Source organism: Herbaspirillum sp. FG34, from assembly GCF_057809315.1.
In genome coordinates, this window is the sequence record NZ_JBMDJS010000001.1 from 151724 (window position 1) to 171113 (window position 19390).

At 62.0% G+C, this 19390-nt stretch carries 13 protein-coding genes; 7 read left to right on the plus strand and 6 right to left on the minus strand.

The window, feature by feature from the left end; all coding sequences use genetic code 11:
• Positions 1-98 precede the first annotated feature (98 nt).
• Positions 99-1043, minus strand: coding sequence for a LysR substrate-binding domain-containing protein (locus ACODSZ_RS00700; RefSeq protein WP_241821011.1), 945 nt, complete (start codon positions 1041-1043; stop codon positions 99-101).
• A 118-nt stretch (positions 1044-1161) separates the two neighbouring features.
• On the opposite strand from ACODSZ_RS00700, the gene ACODSZ_RS00705 reads away from it, so the two are divergent.
• Both ACODSZ_RS00705 and ACODSZ_RS00710 read left to right on the plus strand, forming a co-directional pair.
• On the plus strand, positions 1162-1848 hold the full coding sequence (locus tag ACODSZ_RS00705) for an aspartate/glutamate racemase family protein (RefSeq protein WP_175343083.1): 687 nt from the start codon (positions 1162-1164) through the stop codon (positions 1846-1848).
• 8 nt (positions 1849-1856) lie between these two features.
• Entirely contained in the window at positions 1857-3272 is a 1416-nt protein-coding gene (locus ACODSZ_RS00710) for an FAD-binding oxidoreductase (protein WP_488926827.1), read from the plus strand.
• A gap of 86 nt (positions 3273-3358) precedes the next feature.
• Here the strand turns inward: ACODSZ_RS00710 and lpdA are convergent, their stop codons facing one another.
• The 4 genes from lpdA to gshA all read right to left on the minus strand — a co-directional run bounded on the left by lpdA (position 3359) and on the right by gshA (position 11865).
• Positions 3359-5131: a dihydrolipoyl dehydrogenase gene (lpdA, locus tag ACODSZ_RS00715; RefSeq protein ID WP_299539134.1), complete on the minus strand. Its 1773-nt coding sequence runs from the start codon at positions 5129-5131 to the stop codon at positions 3359-3361.
• A 30-nt stretch (positions 5132-5161) separates the two neighbouring features.
• Positions 5162-6826: a dihydrolipoyllysine-residue acetyltransferase gene (gene aceF / locus ACODSZ_RS00720; protein ID WP_488926828.1), complete on the minus strand. Its 1665-nt coding sequence runs from the start codon at positions 6824-6826 to the stop codon at positions 5162-5164.
• Between the two features lie 203 nt (positions 6827-7029).
• Positions 7030-9726 carry a pyruvate dehydrogenase (acetyl-transferring), homodimeric type gene (aceE, locus tag ACODSZ_RS00725; protein ID WP_488926829.1) on the minus strand — a complete coding sequence of 899 codons (2697 nt, stop codon included), beginning with the start codon at positions 9724-9726 and terminating at the stop codon, positions 7030-7032.
• Between the two features lie 543 nt (positions 9727-10269).
• Complete coding sequence (gene gshA / locus ACODSZ_RS00730; protein WP_488926830.1) at positions 10270-11865, minus strand: glutamate--cysteine ligase; 1596 nt, start codon at positions 11863-11865, stop codon at positions 10270-10272.
• 294 nt (positions 11866-12159) lie between these two features.
• Between gshA and folD the strand changes: the two genes are divergently transcribed.
• Complete coding sequence (folD, locus tag ACODSZ_RS00735; RefSeq protein ID WP_008327011.1) at positions 12160-13005, plus strand: bifunctional methylenetetrahydrofolate dehydrogenase/methenyltetrahydrofolate cyclohydrolase FolD; 846 nt, start codon at positions 12160-12162, stop codon at positions 13003-13005.
• Between the two features lie 69 nt (positions 13006-13074).
• Positions 13075-15150 carry a M3 family metallopeptidase gene (locus ACODSZ_RS00740; protein WP_488926831.1) on the plus strand — a complete coding sequence of 692 codons (2076 nt, stop codon included), beginning with the start codon at positions 13075-13077 and terminating at the stop codon, positions 15148-15150.
• A gap of 456 nt (positions 15151-15606) precedes the next feature.
• Here the strand turns inward: ACODSZ_RS00740 and ACODSZ_RS00745 are convergent, their stop codons facing one another.
• Positions 15607-16251: a type VI secretion system amidase effector protein Tae4 gene (locus ACODSZ_RS00745; protein WP_044530868.1), complete on the minus strand. Its 645-nt coding sequence runs from the start codon at positions 16249-16251 to the stop codon at positions 15607-15609.
• Positions 16252-16745: 494 nt separating this feature from the next.
• Here ACODSZ_RS00745 and ACODSZ_RS00750 point away from each other — a divergent pair, with 494 nt between their 5' ends.
• The 3 genes from ACODSZ_RS00750 (at position 16746) to ACODSZ_RS00760 (ending at position 19110) form a co-directional block, all read left to right on the plus strand.
• A complete protein-coding gene (locus tag ACODSZ_RS00750) occupies positions 16746-17165 on the plus strand; it encodes a DNA polymerase III subunit chi (RefSeq protein ID WP_008327001.1) in 420 nt (139 codons plus the stop codon).
• 22 nt (positions 17166-17187) lie between these two features.
• Positions 17188-17607, plus strand: coding sequence for a hypothetical protein (locus ACODSZ_RS00755; protein WP_008327000.1), 420 nt, complete (start codon positions 17188-17190; stop codon positions 17605-17607).
• Positions 17608-17799: 192 nt separating this feature from the next.
• Entirely contained in the window at positions 17800-19110 is a 1311-nt protein-coding gene (locus ACODSZ_RS00760) for a D-amino acid dehydrogenase (RefSeq protein ID WP_175343093.1), read from the plus strand.
• The last annotated feature ends 280 nt before the right edge of the window (positions 19111-19390 follow it).

Consider the following 19390-nt stretch of genomic DNA (forward strand, 5'->3'; position numbering starts at 1 on the left):
GGCCCGCCCAGGGGCCGGACCGGAGAAGTTGGAAACGATTGTCGTGGAGTCATCTGCGCTTGTCGCATGCCTTTTTGTGTGCACGCCTTAACGTCGTGTTAATCGCCGCTTGCAGCCGATATGTTCGTTTCTTCATCGGGCAAGCCGTAACCCTGCGTGCGCACCAGCTGCTGCAATTCAGCAATGAAGGCCTGGGTCAATTGCGACAGCGGCTCGGTGCGCACGTGCACCAGGTTGGCCCGCAGGATGGGCGCCCGCGCCACCGGCCGCACCACCATCTGGCTGGTCCCGGCCCAGCTGCGCACCGAGAATTCATCCACCAGCGCCACGCCCGCACCCATCTGCACCAGCGAACAGGCGTTCTGTGGCGAGCCCACTTCCATGATGGGCCGCAAGGCTTCCTCTTCGGACTGGTAGAAGCGCCCGACGATGCCGCCGAAAGGGGAATCACGGTTGTACGAGATCAGCGGGAAGGGCCGCAGATCGGCCAGGCTCAGGGTGCCACGCCGGGTCAGCTCATGGTTGTAGGGCAGCACGCAGACCAGGCGATTGCTGCACAAGGGCGTGACCTGCAGGCTGGGATGCTCCATCGGCAGGATGATGATGCCCAGGTCGGCCTGGCGCGCCAGCAGGCGATCTTTCAGGTAGCCATAGTTGAGGCAGTGGAAGGTCAGCTTGACGTCCGGATGGCGATTGCGGAACAGCGCGATGGCCTGCGGGATCAGCATCTGCCCGATGCTCGGGCTGGAGACGATGTTGAGGATGCCGCTGCGGTTTTCCGACAGATCGGTGGCCAGCTCGTTGACGCGCTGCACGGCCTGGTACACGTGTTCCACTTCATGGAACAGCTTCTTGGCCTCGGGCGTGGCATACAGCCGGCCCTTGATGCGTTCGAACAGGGCGAAGCCGACCCGCTGCTCGGTGTGGGACAGCAGGCGGCTGACGGCCGGCTGCGAGACGAACAGCAATTGCGAGGCGCCGCTGATGGAGCCGGTCGTCATGACCGCCCGGAACACCTCGATCTGGCGCAGGTTCAGTGCCATGGATCCTCATCGCGCATAACAGCATGTTAAGGGGAACCGACAAATGAGCAAGGAGCATGCCCGTCAGGCTGGGGTACAGTCGTTGCCTGTGCTGACTCCTGTTTTGCGAGAAACCATCATGTCCAATGTCGCGGCCGACGGCCCTGCCCTGTTCGTCATCAATCCCAATAGTACGGCCGCCGTCACGCGCGGCATCGATGCCGCGATGGCGCCGCTGCGCATGGCCGGGGGGCCGGTCATCGAATGCCTGTCGCTGCCCTCCGGCCCGCCCGGCATCCAGACCCAGCAGGACGTGGACAGCGTGGCGCCACAGCTGGTATCGCTGGCGCGCTCCTTGCGTCCCCGTGCCGGTGCGTTCGTCATCGCCTGCTACTCCGATCCCGGCCTGCATGCGGTGCGCGAGGCGGTCGACGTGCCGGTGCTGGGCATCATGGAAAGTGGCGTGCTGACGGCCCTGACACTGGGCCAGCGCTTCGGCGTCATCGCCATCCTGCCGGGCTCGATCCCGCGCCATCTGCGCGCCTACGGGGCGATGGGCGTGCAAGCGCGGCTGGCGGGCGAACTGGCCATCGGCCTGAAAGTGACCGAACTGGCCGACTACGAGCGCACGCTGGCCCGCATGCACGAGGTGGGCTTGCGCCTGCGCGATACGCAGGGAGCCGATGTCATCGTCATGGGCTGCGCGGGCATGGCGGTCTATCGAGACGCCTTGCAGGAAGCGCTGGGCATACCCGTGGTGGAACCCAGCCAGGCGGCAGCGGCGATGGCCATCGGCCGCATCAAGATGAACTGGCATGGCGCCTGAGGACCGATATGAATGAAAATACCCAGCAACTGATAGCGCAACTGCGCAGCATCGTGGGTGACGCGGGACTGGTCACGGCGGCCGAGGAGCAGGCTTCGTATGTGAAGGATTGGCTCAACAAGTGGCATGGCCGGGTTGCCGTCGTGGTGCGCCCCGCCGACACCGCACAAACCGCCGAGGTGGTACGCCTGTGCCACCGGACCCACACCCCCATCGTCACCCAGGGCGGCAACACCGGCATGAGTGGGGGCGCTACGCCCGACGACAGCGGTGCCCAGGTGATTCTCTCGACCACGCGCATGAACCGCATCCGCGCGGTGGACCCCATCAACAACACCATGACGGTGGATGCCGGCGTGATCCTGGCCCATGCGCAGGACGCGGCGCGCGCCGCAGGACGCTACTTTCCGCTCAGCCTGGGTGCAGAAGGCAGCTGCACGATCGGCGGCAACCTGGCCACCAATGCCGGCGGCATTGCGGTACTGCGCTTTGGCAACATGCGCGAGCTGGCGCTGGGGCTGGAGGTGGTCCTGCCCGATGGCCGCATCTGGAATGGCTTGCGCGGCCTGCGCAAGGACAATACCGGCTATGACCTGCGCGACCTGTTCATTGGCTCCGAAGGCAGCCTGGGCGTGATCACTGGTGCAGTGCTGAAACTGTTTTCGCAACCGCATGCGCGCGCTACCGCCTGGGTCGGCTGCGACAGCCTGGCGCAGCTGGCGGAGTTGCTCGCGCGCACGCGGGCGCGCTGCGGCGACCGGCTGGTGGCTTTCGAGATGATGTCGGCCGCCTCCTTGGCGCTGGTGCTGCAGCACGTGACCGATACCCGCGCACCACTGGCCCAGCCGGCGCGCTACAACGCCCTCATCGAACTGGCCGATACCGAAGACCTGGGCTTGCAGGCCATGCTGGAAGAACTGCTCGGGCAAGCGATGGAAGATGCCCTGGTCAATGACGCCATGCTCTGCACCAGCGGTACGCAGGCCGCCGCCCTGTGGAAAATCCGCGAGGGCATTTCGCAGGCCCAGGTGCGGGCGGGCAAGGTCATCAAGCACGACATCGCACTACCGATCTCGGCCATCGCCGAGTTCGTGGAGCAGGCCGAGCGCATGATTGCCGCTTGCGAGCTGCAGGCAGAGATCATCAACTTCGGCCACCTGGGCGATGGCAACCTGCATTTCAATGTGATGATTCCGTTGTCCTCCTCGTATGAAGAGGTCAAGCAGGCCACGTTGCAGTTGAACCGGCTGGTGCACGACCTGGTGACGGAGAAACAAGGCAGCATCAGTGCCGAACACGGCGTGGGCCAATTGCGGCGCGATGAACTGCGGCACTACAAGTCGCCGCTGGAGATGGAACTGATGCTGCGCATCAAGCAGGCGTTTGATCCCAACCTGATCATGAATCCGGGCAAACTGCTCTAGCCCGCTAATCACGCCGGCGTGACCATGAACCCACGAAAAAAATGGCGGACCCGAAGGTCCGCCATTTTTCATGCACGACGCTGCGCTTACTTCTTGCGCTGCGGCGGCAAGTCGGTGCAATGGCCTTCTGCGACTTCAGCAGCCATCCCCAGCGATTCACCCAGGGTCGGGTGCGGGTGGATGGTCTTGCCGATATCGACCGCATCGGCGCCCATCTCGATAGCCAGCGCCACTTCGCCGATCATGTCGCCGGCATGGGTACCAACGATGCCGCCACCGATGATGCGATGGGTCTCGGCATCAAAGAGCAGCTTGGTGAAGCCTTCCGAACGGCCATTGGCCACGGCGCGGCCGGAAGCGGCCCACGGGAAGTGGCCCTTCTCGATCTTGATACCCTTGGCCTTGGCTTCGTCTTCGGTCACGCCGACCCATGCCACTTCCGGATCGGTATAAGCCACCGAAGGAATGACGCTGGCGTCGAAGAAGCTCTTCTCGCCGGCAATCGCTTCGGCGGCCACGTGGCCTTCGTGCACCGCCTTGTGCGCCAGCATGGGCTGGCCCACCAGGTCGCCGATGGCGAAGATGTGCGGCACGTTGGTACGCATCTGCTTGTCGACAGCGATGAAGCCGCGGTCCGAGACGATCACGCCAGCCTTGTCGGCCGACAGCTTCTTGCCGTTCGGGCTGCGGCCCACGGCCACCAGCACCAGGTCGTACAGCTGCGGCTCGGGTGCGGTGGCACCAGCTTCAGCGGCTTCGAACGTGACCTTGATGCCTTCGGGCAGGGCTTCCACGGCCACGGTCTTGGTCTTGACCATGACGTTGTCGAAGCGCTTCTCGTTGAACTTCTGCCAGACCTTGACCATGTCGCGGTCCGCACCTTGCATCAGGCCGTCCATCATCTCGACCACATCGATGCGCGCGCCCAGGGTGGAATAGACGGTCGCCATTTCCAGGCCGATGATGCCGCCACCGATGACCAGCATGCGCTTGGGCACCTGGCGCAGTTCCAGCGCGCCGGTCGAGTCGACGATGCGCGGATCCTGCGGCACGAACGGCAGGTTCACCACCGAGGAACCGGCGGCGATGATGGCGTGCTTGAACTGCACCACCTTCTTGCTGCCGTCCGCTGCAGTGACTTCGATGTGGTTGGGGCCGGCGAACTGGCCGTCGCCATTGACCACCTGCACCTTGCGGGCCTTGGCCATGCCGGCCAGGCCACCGGTCATGGTGCCGATGACCTTGTCCTTGTAGGCGCGCAGCTTGTCGATGTCGATTTCGGGCTTGCCGAAGGTGACACCGTGCGAGGCCATGGCGGCCGTCTCGTCGATCACGGCGGCCACGTGCAGCAGTGCCTTGGACGGGATGCAACCGACGTTGAGGCAGACGCCACCGAGCGTTGCTTCACGTTCGACGATGACGGTGTTCAAGCCCAGGTCGGCGGCGCGGAAGGCAGCCGAGTAACCACCAGGACCACCACCCAGCACCATCACGTCGCACTGCACATCAGCGCTGCCGCCGAAGCTGGCAGCGGCAGGCGCAGCAGCGGGAGCGGCTGCCGCAGCAGGCGCTGCAGCCGGTGCAGGTGCTGCAGCAGGAGCCGGTGCGGCAGCAACTTCACCAGCGGCTTCCACCAGCAACAGCAGCGAGCCTTCGGCGACCTTGTCGCCGACCTTGACCTTCACTTCCTTGACCACGCCGGCCTGGCTGGACGGGATTTCCATGCTGGCCTTGTCGGATTCGACCGTGATCAGCGACTGGTCCACCTTGATGGTATCGCCGACCTTGACCATCACCTCGATGACTTCGACTTCCTTGAAATCCCCGATATCGGGGACCTTGACTTCAGAGAGACTCATTGTCCTGACTCCGTAATGTTCGGTGGTGGCTTAGAGGAGCGACTTGCGCAGGTCACCCAGCACGTCGGCCAGATAAGCCGAGAAGCGCGCGCCCATGGCGCCGTCGATGACGCGATGGTCATAGGACAGCGAGGTCGGCAGCATCAGGCGCGGCACGAACTGCTTGCCATCCCAGACCGGCTTGGTGATCGACTTGGACAGGCCGAGGATGGCCACTTCCGGCGCATTGATGATGGGCGTGAAGGCGGTACCGCCAATGCCACCCAGCGAGGAAATGGTGAAGGTGGCACCCTGCATGTCGGCCGGCTTCAACTTGCCGTCGCGGGCTTGTGCGGACAGCTCGCCCATTTCGGTGGCGATCTGGCCGATGCTCTTCTGGTCGGCGTTCTTGATGACCGGGACCACCAGGCCATTCGGGGTATCGGCGGCGAAGCCGATGTTGTAGTACTTCTTCAGGATCAGGTTCTCGCCCTTCTCGTCCAGGGACGCATTGAAGGCCGGGAATTTCTTCAGGGCCGAGACGCTGGCCTTGATGACAAAGGCCAGCATGGTCAGCTTGACCGGCGACTTGGCCTTGGCGAAGGCGTCGTTGGAGGTCTTGCGGAATTCTTCCAGCTCGGTCACGTCGGCTTCGTCGAACTGCGTCACGTGGGGGATCATCACCCAGTTGCGATGCAGGTTGGGGCCGCTGATCTTCTTGATACGCGACAGCGGTTGCAGTTCGGTTTCACCGAACTTGCTGAAGTCCAGCGACGGCCACGGCAGCAGGTTCATGCCCGCGCCGCTGCCATTGGTCGCCGGTGCGGAAGCGGCCACCGAGGTGGAACCGGCCATGACGCCCTTGACGAAGTTCTGCACGTCCAATTGCAGGATGCGGCCCTTGGGACCGGTGGCCGGCACGCGCGACAGGTCCACGCCCAGTTCGCGAGCAAACTTGCGCACGGAAGGCGAAGCGTGGGCCTTGCCACCGGTACTGGTGGCCGACGCGGTAGCGATGGCAGGTACGGCGGCCGCAGCGGCGGGCGCGGTTGCTGCTGCAGGAGCGGGGGCCGCTGCAGGAGCCGGTGCAGCTGCAGGCGCTGCGGCAGGCGCAGCAGCAGCAGGTGCGCCGCCCGCAGCTTCGATGGTGGCGATGATGCTGCCCTTGGCAACCTTGTCACCCAGCTTGATCTTCAGTTCCTTGATGACGCCGGCGTGGCTGGAGGGGATCTCCATGCTGGCCTTGTCGGATTCCACGGTCAACAGCGATTGCTCGGCCTTGACGGTGTCACCCACCTTGACCATGACTTCGATGACTTCCACTTCCTTGAAGTCGCCGATGTCGGGCACTTCGATCTCGACGGTACCGCCAGCAGCGGCTGCCGGTGCAGCAGCAGGGGCCGGTGCCGGGGCGGAGGCCTGAGCGGCCGCAGGAGCGGCAGCGGCGGCTTGCGGTGCGGCGGCGGGAGCAGCAGCGCCCTCGCCTTCGACGATCACCAGCAGCGAACCTTCGGCGACCTTGTCACCGACCTTGACCTTGATTTCCTTGACCACGCCCGCCTGGCTGGACGGGATTTCCATGCTGGCCTTGTCGGATTCAACCGTGATCAGCGACTGGTCGACCTTGATCGTGTCACCGACCTTGACCATCACCTCAATGACTTCGACTTCCTTGAAATCGCCGATGTCCGGGACTTTTACTTCGACTTGACTCATCTGATGCGCTCCGTTGTTCTGTTCCCCGGCATTGGGCCGGGAGAAGTATTCGCAGGTGGGAAGGTACTGGATGTGCCGCACGACGCTGGCTTCTTGAGCCATCACATCATCGGGTGGCAGACCTTCCCCTTGGGTGGCAGTTCCAGACACGACACATCCCCGCGATCAGCAGGCTGAGGCGGGGATGGTCGGTCAGGCAGTCCTTACAGGGTCACCGGGTTCGGCTTGTTCGGATCGATGCCGTACTTGGCGATGGCTTGCGCCACCACTTCCGGCTTGATCTTGCCTTCATCGGCCAGCGACTTCAGGGCCGCCACGGTCACGAAGTAACGGTTCACTTCGAAGAACTCACGCAGCTTGGCGCGGGTGTCCGAACGGCCATAACCGTCGGTGCCCAGCACCTTGTAGGAACGACCCTTCGGCACGAAGGCGCGGACCTGCTCGGCGTAGGTGCGCATGTAGTCGGTGGAGACCACGATCGGGCCTTCGCTGCCTTCCAGCGATTGCTCGAAGTAGCTCTTCTTCGGGGCCTCGGCCGGGTGCAGCATGTTCCAGCGTTCCACATCCTGGCCATCGCGGGCCAGCAGGGTGAAGGACGGTGCGGACCAAACGTCGGCATCGACCTTCCAGTCATCACGCAGCAGGTCGGCGGCGGCGATGACTTCGCGCAGGATGGTGCCCGAACCCAGCAGTTGCACGCGCAGCTTGTTTTCCTTGCCACCTTCGTTCAACAGGTACAGGCCCTTGATGATGCCCTCTTCCTGGCCCGGCTTGATGCCAGGGTGACCGTAGTTCTCGTTCATCACGGTGATGTAGTAGAACACGTCTTCCTGGTTGGCCACCATGCGGCGCAGGCCATCATGGATGATCACGGCGACTTCGTGGGCGAAGGTCGGGTCGTAGGGGACGCAGTTCGGAATGGCCGAAGCGAACACGTGGCTGTGGCCGTCTTCGTGCTGCAGGCCTTCACCGTTCAAGGTGGTACGGCCGGCGGTGCCGCCGATCAGGAAGCCGCGTGCGCGCATGTCACCCGCTGCCCAGGCCAGGTCGCCGATACGCTGCAGACCGAACATGGAGTAGTAGGTGTAGAACGGAATCATCACGCGGTTGTTGGTCGAGTACGAGGTCGCCGCAGCGATCCACGAGCTCATGCCGCCCGCTTCGTTGATGCCTTCCTGCAGGATCTGGCCGGCCTTGTCTTCGCGGTAGTACATCACCTGGTCCTTGTCGACCGGTTCATACAGCTGGCCGACCTGGCTGAAGATGCCGATCTGGCGGAACAGGCCTTCCATCCCGAAGGTACGGGACTCGTCGACCATGATCGGCACCACACGCGAGCCCAGGTTGGGGTCGCGCAGCAGTGCGGTCAGCACGCGCGAATAAGCGGCGGTGGTGGAGATTTCACGGCCTTCGGCAGTGGGCTCCAGCATGGCCTGGAAGGCCGACAGTTCCGGCACCGGCAGCTTTTCGTCCGCGTGCACGCGGCGTTGCGGCAGGTAACCGCCCAGGGCCTTGCGGCGCTCGTGCAGGTACTGCATTTCCGGTGCGTCGTCAGCGGGCTTGAAGAACGGGATGTTGGGCAGTTCAGCGTCCGAGATCGGCAGCTGGAAGCGGTCGCGCATGGCGCGGATGGCTTCGTCGTCCAGTTTCTTGGTGTTGTGCGCGGTGTTGCGCGCTTCGCCGGCCTTGCCGAAGCCATAGCCCTTGATCGACTTGGCCAGGATCACGGTGGGCTGGTCCTTGGATTCCTGCGCGACCTTGAAGGCGGCGTAGATCTTGTGCGGGTCGTGGCCGCCACGGGTCAGGCGCCAGATGTCGTCATCCGACATCTTGGAGACCATTTCCAGCAACTTGGGATGCTTGCCGAAGAAGTGCTTGCGCACGTAGGCGCCATCCTTGGCCTTGTAGTTCTGGTACTCGCCGTCGACGGTTTCCATCATGACCTTCTGCAGGATGCCGTCCTTGTCCTTGGCCAGCAGCTCGTCCCAGCCGCTGCCCCAGATGACCTTGACCACGTTCCAGCCGGCGCCGCGGAAATCGGACTCCAGTTCCTGGATGATCTTGCCGTTGCCGCGCACCGGACCGTCCAGACGCTGCAGGTTGCAGTTGACCACGATGACCAGGTTGTTCAGTTTTTCGCGGCCGGCCATGCCGATGGCGCCCATCGATTCCGGCTCGTCCATTTCGCCGTCGCCACAGAAGGCCCAGACCTTGCGGTTGTCGGTCTTGGCGATGCCACGGGCGTGCAGGTACTTCAGGAAGCGGGCCTGGTAGATCGCCATCAAGGGGCCCAGGCCCATCGAGACGGTCGGGAACTGCCAGAATTCCGGCATCAGCTTGGGGTGCGGGTAGGACGACAGACCATGGCCATCGGCTTCGCGGCGGAAGTGGATCAGTTGGTCTTCGGTCAGGCGGCCTTCCAGGAAGGCGCGTGCGTAGATGCCGGGCGAGGAGTGGCCCTGGATGTACAGCAGGTCACCGCCGTGGTCTTCGGTCGGGGCGTGCCAGAAGTGGTTGAAGCCGATGCCCAGCATGTTGGCAAGCGACGCGAAGGAAGACAGGTGACCACCCAGATCGCCATCGACGCGGTTGGCCTTGACCACCATGGCCATGGCGTTCCAGCGCATCCAGGAGCGCAGGCGCTCTTCATATTCCAGGTTGCCCGGGCAGTGCTCGCCCTGGTCGGCGGGAATGGTGTTGACGTAGGCGGTGTTGCTGGAGAAGGGGATATGGGCACCACGACGGCGGGCCAGATCGACCATGCGTTCCATCAGGTAGTGGGCGCGATCCGGGCCTTCCTTTTCGATCACGGCTTCGAGGGCGTCAAGCCACTCCTGGGTTTCCATCACATCGGGATCGTTGGCGGCCTGCGCCAGAACTTGATCGATTTGGGCTGACATGTCATGTCTCCTGGTTGTTGAGAGATCCGTCCGGTCGGATAAACCAGGCGGGTCGGTCGGGTCATTCGGTACGCAATGCCGCCGGCAGGTGATGCAGGAAGTTGTCATGTGTTGCCTGTATTGCAATCTTTCCTGACCCTTGGGGCAAGGCGTCGGAGGCGAAACAGGCTTAAATGTACGGTCTTCCAGCCGTGTGGACGACGAATTTTATCAGGGAATTTTCAATTTTCAAATTACGATAATCGATTTCATAATACGAAAATATGCTGCAAAGCGGCATGAATAGGGGCTTCCAGGGCCTCGTATTTTTACTATATCGCCCTTGCGGCGGGGTTTTCTTGCCCTGTTTGCAATGCGGCAAAGACCTGCCGGAGCGCACAAAACAGCATTTTTTGCCCAAGAAAAGTGAACATAAAGAATTGCCAGGACAGCAAGCATGGGGCTTTCCGACCGACCAGCAAAAACGCCTCGTCCGGGGACGAGGCGCTCTTGTCGGTTTCTTGTTCAGTTATTGCTCTATATAAGTGAATAAGCGAAGGTGGGCTAGATAGCGATATTGCCCAGGGTGCTGGCCCGGTAAGCCGCCACGAAGGTATCGAAGTCGCCCACCTGGGTGCGTTCGATCTCGCGCTGGGCATCCAGCGAAGCCTGAGCGATGGCGACGAAATCGGCGGTCTGGTCGGACGACAACGGACGGGCGATCAGTTCGGCGGCCTGGCGCTGACTCTGGGCGAGGGTATAGGCCGGGAAGGAATTGCCGGCGGCGCGGATTTCCCGCAGCACGCGTGCCGAGGGCGTGGCATCGGGATCGGCCAGCTTGGCGCGCTGGGCGGCCAGGCTGTCGCGGTGCTGGCTGCCGCCGCGCTGACGGTCCAGCAGCTCGGCCACCGGTGCCATGCGGTCCAGCAACTGACGGCCCCAGTCGGTCAGCAGCAGGGATTCCCCCTTGAATTGCAGGCGCAGGCCGGGCCGACGACCTTCCTTGACGGTGGCCAGGAAGTTGGCGCGATTTTCCACGCCTTCCTCGTCCGAGGTCAGGCAGCTCGATTCCAGCGCCAGGAAGTGCAGGAACACATCCAGGAAGCGCGCGGCTTCCAGCCCGATGCCCAAGGGATTGAAGGGATCGATGTCCATGCAGCGCACTTCCACATACTGCACGCCGCGCGCCGAGAGCGCCTGTATCGGCCGCTCGCCGCTGTTGATGACGCGCTTGGGACGGATCGACGAATAGAACTCGTTTTCGATCTGCAGAATATTGGTATTGATCTGCACCCATTGGCCATCGCGCTGGGTGCCGATGGCTTCATACGGCGGATACGGCTCGCTGACCGCATGCGACAGGCTGCGGATGTAGGCCGGCAGGTTGTTGTAATGCGGGGTGATGTTGGCCTGGGCGTGGTTCTGGTAGCCCAGGTCGCTCATGCGCAGGCTGGTGCCGTAGGGCAGGAAGAGCGTATCGTCGGACAGCGTCTCCAGCTGGTGCGGCCGGCCGCGCAGGAAATTGGTCGCCACCGCCGGCGAGGCGCCGAACAGGTACATCAGCAACCAGCTGTAGCGGCGGAAGTTGCGGATCAGGGCGATGTAGCGCTCGGACTGGTAATCGCGGCGCGACAGCGAGGGATCGACGCTCTCATCGCCCTCGCGCAGGACTTCCCACAGGTCTTCACTCAAGGAGAAGTTGTAGTGAATACCCGCGATGCACTGCATGGTGCGGCCATAGCGCAGCGCCAGGCCACGGCGGTAGACGTGCTTCAACATGCCGATGTGAGAGCTGCCGTACCAGGCGATGGGAATCTCGTCTTCCGGCGGCAGCACGCAGGGCATGGAGGCGTTCCACAGGAATTCGCCCCCCAGTTTGGTATAGGCAAAGCGGTGGATCTCATCCAGGCGCTGCAAGGCATCGGCGATGTCGGGCATGGCCGGGGTGATGAATTCCAGCAGCGCTTCAGAGTAATCGGTGGTGATCAGGTCATTGGTCAGGGCCGAACCCAGTGCCGGCGGATGGGGCGTGCGGGCCAGGTGGCCCCGGGCGTCCACGCGCAGCGTCTCCCGCTCCACCCCGCGCAGGCCCTGGCCCAACAACGCAAGATGTTGCGGCTGGGATAGCTGGTGCAGGCGGCGGGTCAGGAGATCGGTCATGCGGTAATCCTTGTTTCTTCAGGGCGGTCTATCAGGGGCCGGGAGGCTTGGTTGCGGGAGCATAACCGAAATTGCAAATCCCCGTCGTGCGCTGCCCCAAAAGCCAATGTCAGATCAAGGGGACAATATCTATTTTCAATATGACAACAAATCCTCGCTCGCCGGCATTTCGTCCGGCCTGCCGCCTGGCTTTATAATCACGGGTTCTGGCGCCTAGCGCCCTTCAGTGGCCCCGGCCTGTCCGGGCGCTTTCTTCCCAGCCCTGCCCTTCACTTTCTATTTGCCCTATCTGCCATGTCTGCCCAACTGATCGACGGAAACCTGCTCTCCCAACAACTGCGCGCCGAAGTGGCCCAGCGCGCCGCCGCCCTCACCGCCCAAGGCAAGCAACCCGGCCTGGCCGTGATCCTGGTGGGCGACAGCCCGGCTTCCCAGGTCTACGTGCGCAACAAGGTCAAGGCCTGCCAGGACAATGGCCTTCATTCTGTTCTTGAGAAATATGAAGCCACGATGACGGAAGCCGAGCTCCTGGCCCGCATCGACGCCCTCAACGGCGATCCCAAGATCAACGGCATCCTGGTGCAGCTGCCGCTGCCGGCGCACATCGACGCCCACAAGGTGATCGAAGCCATCGCCCCGGAAAAGGATGTGGACGGCTTCCACGTCAGCAACGCCGGCCTGTTGATGACCGGCCAGCCGCTGTTCCGCCCCTGCACGCCCTACGGCGTCATGAAGATGCTGGAATCGATCAATTACCCGGTGCGCGGCGCCAATGCCGTGGTGGTGGGGGCTTCCAACATCGTCGGCAAGCCGCAAGCCATGTTGCTCTTGCAAGCGGGTGCCACCGTCACTATCTGTAACTCCAAGACCCGTGACCTCGGCCACCACACCCGCCAGGCCGACATCCTGGTGGTCGCCACCGGCAAGCGCAACATTGTCACTGCGGATATGGTCAAGCCTGGCGCGGTCGTCATCGACGTCGGCATGAACCGCGATGACAACGGCAAGCTGTGTGGCGACGTCGATTTCGCCAACGCGAAGGAAGTCGCCGGCTGGATCACCCCGGTGCCGGGTGGCGTGGGTCCGATGACCATCACCATGCTGCTGGTCAACACCATCGAAGCCGCCGAACGCAGCTGATCGGCACGCCCCTAGCGCAATACCCTCCGGCAGCCTGGCTGCCGGATGTTTTCAGAGAAACGAGAGCCCATGACCACCACCGACATCGCCGCCAATCCCCTGCTCGATTTCTCGGGCTATGCCCAGTTCGACGCCATCCAGCCCGAACACGTCACCCCGGCGCTGGACAAGCTGCTGGCCGACGCCAGCCGTCTGGTCACCGAACTGGAAGCGCCGATGGCCGAAGTCACCTGGGACAATTTCGTCGAGCCGCTGGAATCGGCCACCGAAAAGCTGGGCCGCGCCTGGAGCGTGGTCGGCCACTTGAATTCGGTGATGGACACCCCGGCCCTGCGCGCCACCTACAATGAGAACCAGCCGCGCCTGGTGGAATTCTGGACCGGGCTGGGCCAGAACCTGGCCTTGTTCGAGAAGTACAAGGCGCTGCAGACCAGCCCGGCCTTCGCTTCCCTGTCGGCCGCGCGCCGCAAGGTGGTGGACAATGCCGTGCGCGATTTCCGTCTGTCCGGTGCCGAACTGGCCGAGGACAAGAAGGAACGCTTCGCCGAGATCCAGGAAAAGCAGGCCATGCTGACCACGCGTTTCTCCGAAAACGTGCTGGACGCCACCAATGACTTCGCCCTCTTCGTCGAGGACGAGGCCGAACTGTCGGGGCTTCCGACCGATGTGAAGCAAGCTGCACGTGCCGCCGCCGAGAAGGACGGCAAGCCCGGCTACAAGTTCACGCTGCACTTCCCCTCGTATTTCCCGGTTCTGCAATATGCAGATAATCGCGCGCTGCGCGAGAAGATCTACCGCGCCAACGCGACCAAGGCGTCGGAACTGGGCGCAAAGCCCGAATGGGACAACAGCGCCAACATCGACCAGATCCTGCAACTGCGCAAGGAAGAAGCGCAATTGCTGGGCTATGCCAACTTCGCCGAAGTCTCGCTGGTGGCCAAGATGGCCAAGTCGCCCAGCGAAGTGATTGCCTTCCTGGAAGACCTGGGCCAGCGCGCCCGCCCCTTCGGCCAGAAAGACTATGAAGAACTGAAGACCTTCGCCCGCGAAAAGCTGGGCCTGGACGAACTGAAGGCTTGGGACAGCACCTATGCCTCCGAAAAGCTGCGCGAGCAGCGCTACGCCTTCTCGGAACAGGAAGTGAAGCAATATTTCCCCGAACCCAAGGTGGTCGGCGGCCTGTTCCAGGTAGCGCAGCAACTGTTCGGCGTGCAGATCAAGCCCGATACCGCCCCGGTCTGGCACAAGGATGTGAAGTTCTTCCGCATCGAGCGCGATGGCCAGCTGGTCGGCCAGTTCTATCTGGACCTGTATGCCCGCTCCGGCAAGCGTGGCGGCGCCTGGATGGATGACGCCCGCGCCCGCCGCCTCACCGCGCAAGGCGTGCAAACCCCGATTGCCTATCTGGTCTGCAATTTCACCGAACCTGCCATGGTCGATGGCGTGACCAAGCCGGCCCTGTTCACCCATGATGAAGTCATCACCCTGTTCCATGAGTTTGGCCATGGCCTGCACCACATGCTGACGCAGGTCGATGAAGTGGGCGTATCGGGTATTTCCGGCGTGGAATGGGATGCGGTGGAACTGCCTTCACAGTTCATGGAAAACTTCTGCTGGGAATGGGATGTGCTGCAGCAGCTGACTGCACATGCAGAAACCGGCGAGCCGCTGCCGCGCGCGCTGTATGACAAGATGATCGCCGCCAAGAACTTCCAGTCCGGCTTGCAGATGCTGCGCCAGGTGGAGTTTTCGCTGTTCGACATGCTGATCCACCATGAATATGAAGTGGGCGGCAACCAGACCGTGCAGCAACTGCTCGACAGCGTGCGCGACCGCATCGCCGTGATCCGTCCGCCGGAGTTCAACCGTTTCCAGCATTCGTTCTCGCACATCTTTGCGGGTGGGTATGCGGCGGGTTACTACAGCTACAAGTGGGCGGAAGTGCTGTCGGCTGACGCTTACAGCGCCTTTGAAGAGGCAGCTGCCAGCAGCGGCAATGTGATCTCGCTGGAAACCGGCCGCCGCTTCCAGCAGGAAATCCTGGCCGTGGGCGGTTCGCGTCCGGCCATCGAGTCCTTCAAGGCGTTCCGTGGGCGGGAGCCGAGCATTGATGCGCTGTTGCGGCATAGTGGGATGGCGGCCTGAGTAGACAGTTCTTCAGATGAACGATAAAGCCTTGGCAAAAACCAAGGCTTTATCGTTTTTTGGGGCGTTTTTTCCTGAGGCTACAAGAACTTGTTCCTCGTAAATAACCAGATCAGCCGCTAATGCTAATGACATAGCCAACCCACAGTAATATGCCGTGTACTGACACAAGACCGAGAAGTAGAGCGCCCCAAACGATGGTCCGATGACGACGTTTACTGAAAATGAATGCGGTAACGGCGAACACTATCGACGGGCTGAAATAAAACAAAAATGCTTTTATCTGCTCAGTCAGCGACCACAACTCAGAGCAGTCAAGACCGCATCTGTGAAACTCAGAGCGGCACTGACGCAACCCTGGAAAGAGTTCACATATTTTTGCTTCAGCAACGCCAAGCAATATCAGGCTGAAAAAACCTAGGACAGCAAACAACAACGCTATAGCGGACCGGCGGATCACTCTACCGCCCAGAACAGAATGACCTTTGAATTCCGTAGGTCAGAGTAGCCGTAGCGAGTCCCAGGGAAAAACGATTGCCGTCCCAGATAGCGCCCCATCATTACCAAAAAGCTGCCAGCTCCGCTGATAGTCATGCGTGACCCATTCCAAAGGTCAATATGCCCACCGCTTGCATTGGCGGCAGCCTGTCCCTCATGAGTCCAATACGCATGAAACATGATGATCCCTGTACGCCCTTTCACCTTCGACTCCCAATCCTTGCCTGTGATGTCCTCTGGCTGCTTGGGCAAACCGCAGAATGGTTGCAGCTTGAGCCACTCGCCAAGCTCATACGCTCGCACGGCTGCCGGCTTGCCATCCATCATGACACGGCCCAAGGCTTTGGCGCCTGGCATCGGCTTGACCGTCTTCTGCGAGAAGGAGCGCATCTGAATGCCCACCTTGTGAAATGTGGCACTGACGCGCAAGGCGCACTGGTTGCTGTAGTCCCCTTTGTCCTCAGGCCCCGGCTTGAACGGAGCGCCACTCACGTAGTTGTCCCACAGGTCCGAGAATTTCACGACAGGCACGTCAATCTTGCACACCGAGTCCTTGATGGTGTTGGTCCGCACCTTGGCTTGTTGCACCAGAATCTTGCTCATGCTTGCGGCACGCCATGCGAGCGCCTTGGAATGCGTAGGCACGCCCATGGCTGAGGCAAGTCTGGTCACCTTCGATCACCGTACCACCGCAGGCGGCTTTGTCACCGTAGCGAATCCAACCGATGATCTTCATGCGCGATCTCCCGTCCGGCACAGGTAGCCAGCTTGTAGAAGGCCATGCGTGCCGATGCTGCCTGAAAAATCGCTTGCCAAGTGCCGCCCATCCGATTCCGTGTGTTTCATTTTTGCTCCTTCCATCAGTCGCAAACGCTCGCCCCAAAGCCCATCAGCGCTCGCTGAAGAGGTGCTGACGTTTTGGAGTGAAAGGAGTCTAAATTTGACAACCGGCAAAGCAGATTGCCCTCAAGCAATCAGACTCCATTTCTCGAAAAAGATCGACTCACCTGACGGGAACCACCACCGAAATCCGGCGGACAAGGGCGTTCTTTGGCACTCCGATAGCCTGCTGCACCGCGACCCACTATACTGACGGGATGACCCGAATCGACTTTCACAGCAACGTCCCGCAAAAGATCGCTTACGTGTGCCGTCTGGTGCGCAAAGCGCGCGCTTCCGGCGCCAACCTGGTGCTGCGCACGCCCGACCGCGCCGAGTTGCAGCAGCTCGACCAGGCGCTCTGGAGCTTCTCCGAGCAGGATTTCCTGCCCCACGTGATGGCCGGCGACCCGCTGGCGGCGCAGACGCCCATCATCCTGACCGCCGACGACAGCACCGAACTGCCGCACCACCAGATCCTCATCAACCTGGGTGGCGACACCCCCGCGCACTTCGCCCGCTTCGAACGCCTGCTGGAAATCATTTCCGCCGACGATGCCGACAAGGCCGCCGGCCGTGACCGCTACCGTTTCTATAAAGAACGCGGCTACCCCCTCTCGCACCATGTGGCCGCCTGAGCCCGCCCCGCCCGCTCATGCCATGAACCACGACGACAACAGCATTCCCCTCCTCACCGAGATCATCCCGCTGGCACCTGCCGCCCCGGATTACACCGCGCCCGCGCAACCCGGCGCCTTCCACACCCAGCCTGCTGCGGCCAGCTACCAGGCGCCCGCCGCTGCGGCGCCCATGATGGCCGCCATGCCCCCGGTTACCCCGGTCGCCGAGCAATACCGCCAATGGGAACAGGAAATCCGCGAAAACGTCCTGCAAAGCCTGCTCGAACGCGTCGATACCGTGCTGCACCAACACCTGCAAGACCAGATGGCGCTGGCCCTGGACCATCTTTCCGAGATCGTGATGCAGCGCGTCAGGGAAGGCCTGCGCGATGCCTTGACCGAAACGGTAGAGCGGGCCGTCGCGGAAGAGATGGCACGTTTCACATCTTCAAAAATGTAAATACGATCTGATTTTTCTTTTTATTTTGAATAAAAATTCCGCATCAGTCTTTTTATTCACAAAAAATTGATCCAGTATTGATCACATCTGCAATCACGCTTTTCTTACAATGCTTGCATTGTTCGCATTTGAATTCAGGGATGCGAACGTCCGAACAACCACAGCAAGTTCACGCAACACCGGGAGAGCAAGATGAAAGTGATCGTATTGGGCGCAGGCATTATCGGAACCGCTTCGGCCTGGTTCCTGAAGAAGCAGGGCTACGACGTCACCGTCATTGACCGTCAGCCCGGCGCAGCGCAGGAAACCAGCTTCGCCAACGGCTGCCAGATCTCGGTCTCGCACGCTGAACCCTGGGCCAATCCGGCTGCCCCGATGAAGGTCCTGAAGTGGCTGGGCAAGGAAGACGCCCCGCTGCTCTACCGCTTCCGTCCGGAATGGCTGCAATGGAAGTGGGCCGTGGCCTTCCTGCGCGAATGCACCGCCGCCCGCACCGACGAGAACATCCGCAACATCGTCGCCCTGTGCGAATACAGCCGCCAGACCCTGCAGGCCGTGCGCGCAGAGACGGGCGTGCAGTACGACCACCTGACCCGCGGGATCCTGCACTTCTATACTGAAGAAAAGGAATTCCAGGACTCCCTGCCGGCCGCCAAGCTCATGCGCGACCTGGGCTGCCCACGCGAATCCATCGGCGCCGATGAAGTGATACGCATCGAACCGGCACTGGCCTCGATCCGCAACAAGATCGTCGGCGGCGACTTCACCGCCACCGATGAATCGGGTGATGTCTTCAAGCTCACCACCGGCCTGGCCAAGAAGAGCGAGGAAGCCGGCGTCGAATTCCGCTATTCCACCACCATCACCCGTCTCATTACCGAAGGTGCCGGTGCATCGGCCCGCGTGACCGGCGTGGAAATCATCAACCCGGACGGCCGCCATGAAGTCTTGCAGGCCGACACCTTCGTGGTCGCCATGGGCAGCTTCTCGCAGCAACTGGTCAAGCCGCTGGGCATCGACCTGCTGCTCTACCCCGGCAAGGGCTATTCGGCCACCTACAAGGTCACCAACCCGGACGCCGCCCCCACCGTCTCGCTCACCGACGACGGCTACAAGCTGGTGGTCTCGCGCCTGGGCGACCGCCTGCGCGTGGCCGGTACCTGCGAACTGAACGGCTATACCCGCGAACTGAACACCACCCGCTGCGAAGCCATCACCCGCCGCACCCGTGAACTGTTCCCCGATGGCTGCGACTACGAAAACCCGACCTACTGGACCGGCCTGCGTCCGCTGACGCCCTCCAACGTCCCCTATGTGGGCAAGACCAAGTTCGCCAACCTGTATCTGAACACCGGTCACGGCACCCTGGGCTGGACCATGGGCTGCGGTTCGGGCCGCGCGATTGCCGAGATCGTCTCCGGCCAAGTGCCGGAAATCGATTTCGCCTTCACCGGACTGCCGCGCTGGAACCGGGCACGCCAGGTGGTGACCCAGGCCGCTTGAGCCTTTTGCTTCACCCTCTCGCGAAGGACCGGACTCCCGGTCCTTTTTTTATCCCCTTGATCTGGATCAGCGCAAGCCGCTGTTGAAAGAATATTCACATAGGGCAATCAGCCCTCCTTACAAACGCTGACTCCCCCTTGGTGTAGAATCCTCGCTTGCTCTGCGTCGTCGGCGTCTCGCCGGGCCTGCGCAGTGAGCGGGATTTCAACTCATCATCGTGCATCTTGCGGCATCATGGCTTCTTCCAGCCTGTTTTTTTCTGCTGCTGCCCCGGCTCGAA

Bases quoted from the DNA above. Each gene is read 5' to 3' on its own strand.
- ACODSZ_RS00700 (WP_241821011.1), bottom strand. From the start codon at position 1,043: ATGGCACTGAACCTGCGCCAGATCGAGGTGTTCCGGGCGGTCATGACG.
- ACODSZ_RS00705 (WP_175343083.1), top strand. From the start codon at position 1,162: ATGTCCAATGTCGCGGCCGACGGCCCTGCCCTGTTCGTCATCAATCCC.
- ACODSZ_RS00710 (WP_488926827.1), top strand. From the start codon at position 1,857: ATGAATGAAAATACCCAGCAACTGATAGCGCAACTGCGCAGCATCGTG.
- lpdA (WP_299539134.1), bottom strand. From the start codon at position 5,131: ATGAGTCTCTCTGAAGTCAAGGTCCCCGATATCGGGGATTTCAAGGAA.
- aceF (WP_488926828.1), bottom strand. From the start codon at position 6,826: ATGAGTCAAGTCGAAGTAAAAGTCCCGGACATCGGCGATTTCAAGGAA.
- aceE (WP_488926829.1), bottom strand. From the start codon at position 9,726: ATGTCAGCCCAAATCGATCAAGTTCTGGCGCAGGCCGCCAACGATCCC.
- gshA (WP_488926830.1), bottom strand. From the start codon at position 11,865: ATGACCGATCTCCTGACCCGCCGCCTGCACCAGCTATCCCAGCCGCAA.
- folD (WP_008327011.1), top strand. From the start codon at position 12,160: ATGTCTGCCCAACTGATCGACGGAAACCTGCTCTCCCAACAACTGCGC.
- ACODSZ_RS00740 (WP_488926831.1), top strand. From the start codon at position 13,075: ATGACCACCACCGACATCGCCGCCAATCCCCTGCTCGATTTCTCGGGC.
- ACODSZ_RS00745 (WP_044530868.1), bottom strand. From the start codon at position 16,251: ATGAGCAAGATTCTGGTGCAACAAGCCAAGGTGCGGACCAACACCATC.
- ACODSZ_RS00750 (WP_008327001.1), top strand. From the start codon at position 16,746: ATGACCCGAATCGACTTTCACAGCAACGTCCCGCAAAAGATCGCTTAC.
- ACODSZ_RS00755 (WP_008327000.1), top strand. From the start codon at position 17,188: ATGAACCACGACGACAACAGCATTCCCCTCCTCACCGAGATCATCCCG.
- ACODSZ_RS00760 (WP_175343093.1), top strand. From the start codon at position 17,800: ATGAAAGTGATCGTATTGGGCGCAGGCATTATCGGAACCGCTTCGGCC.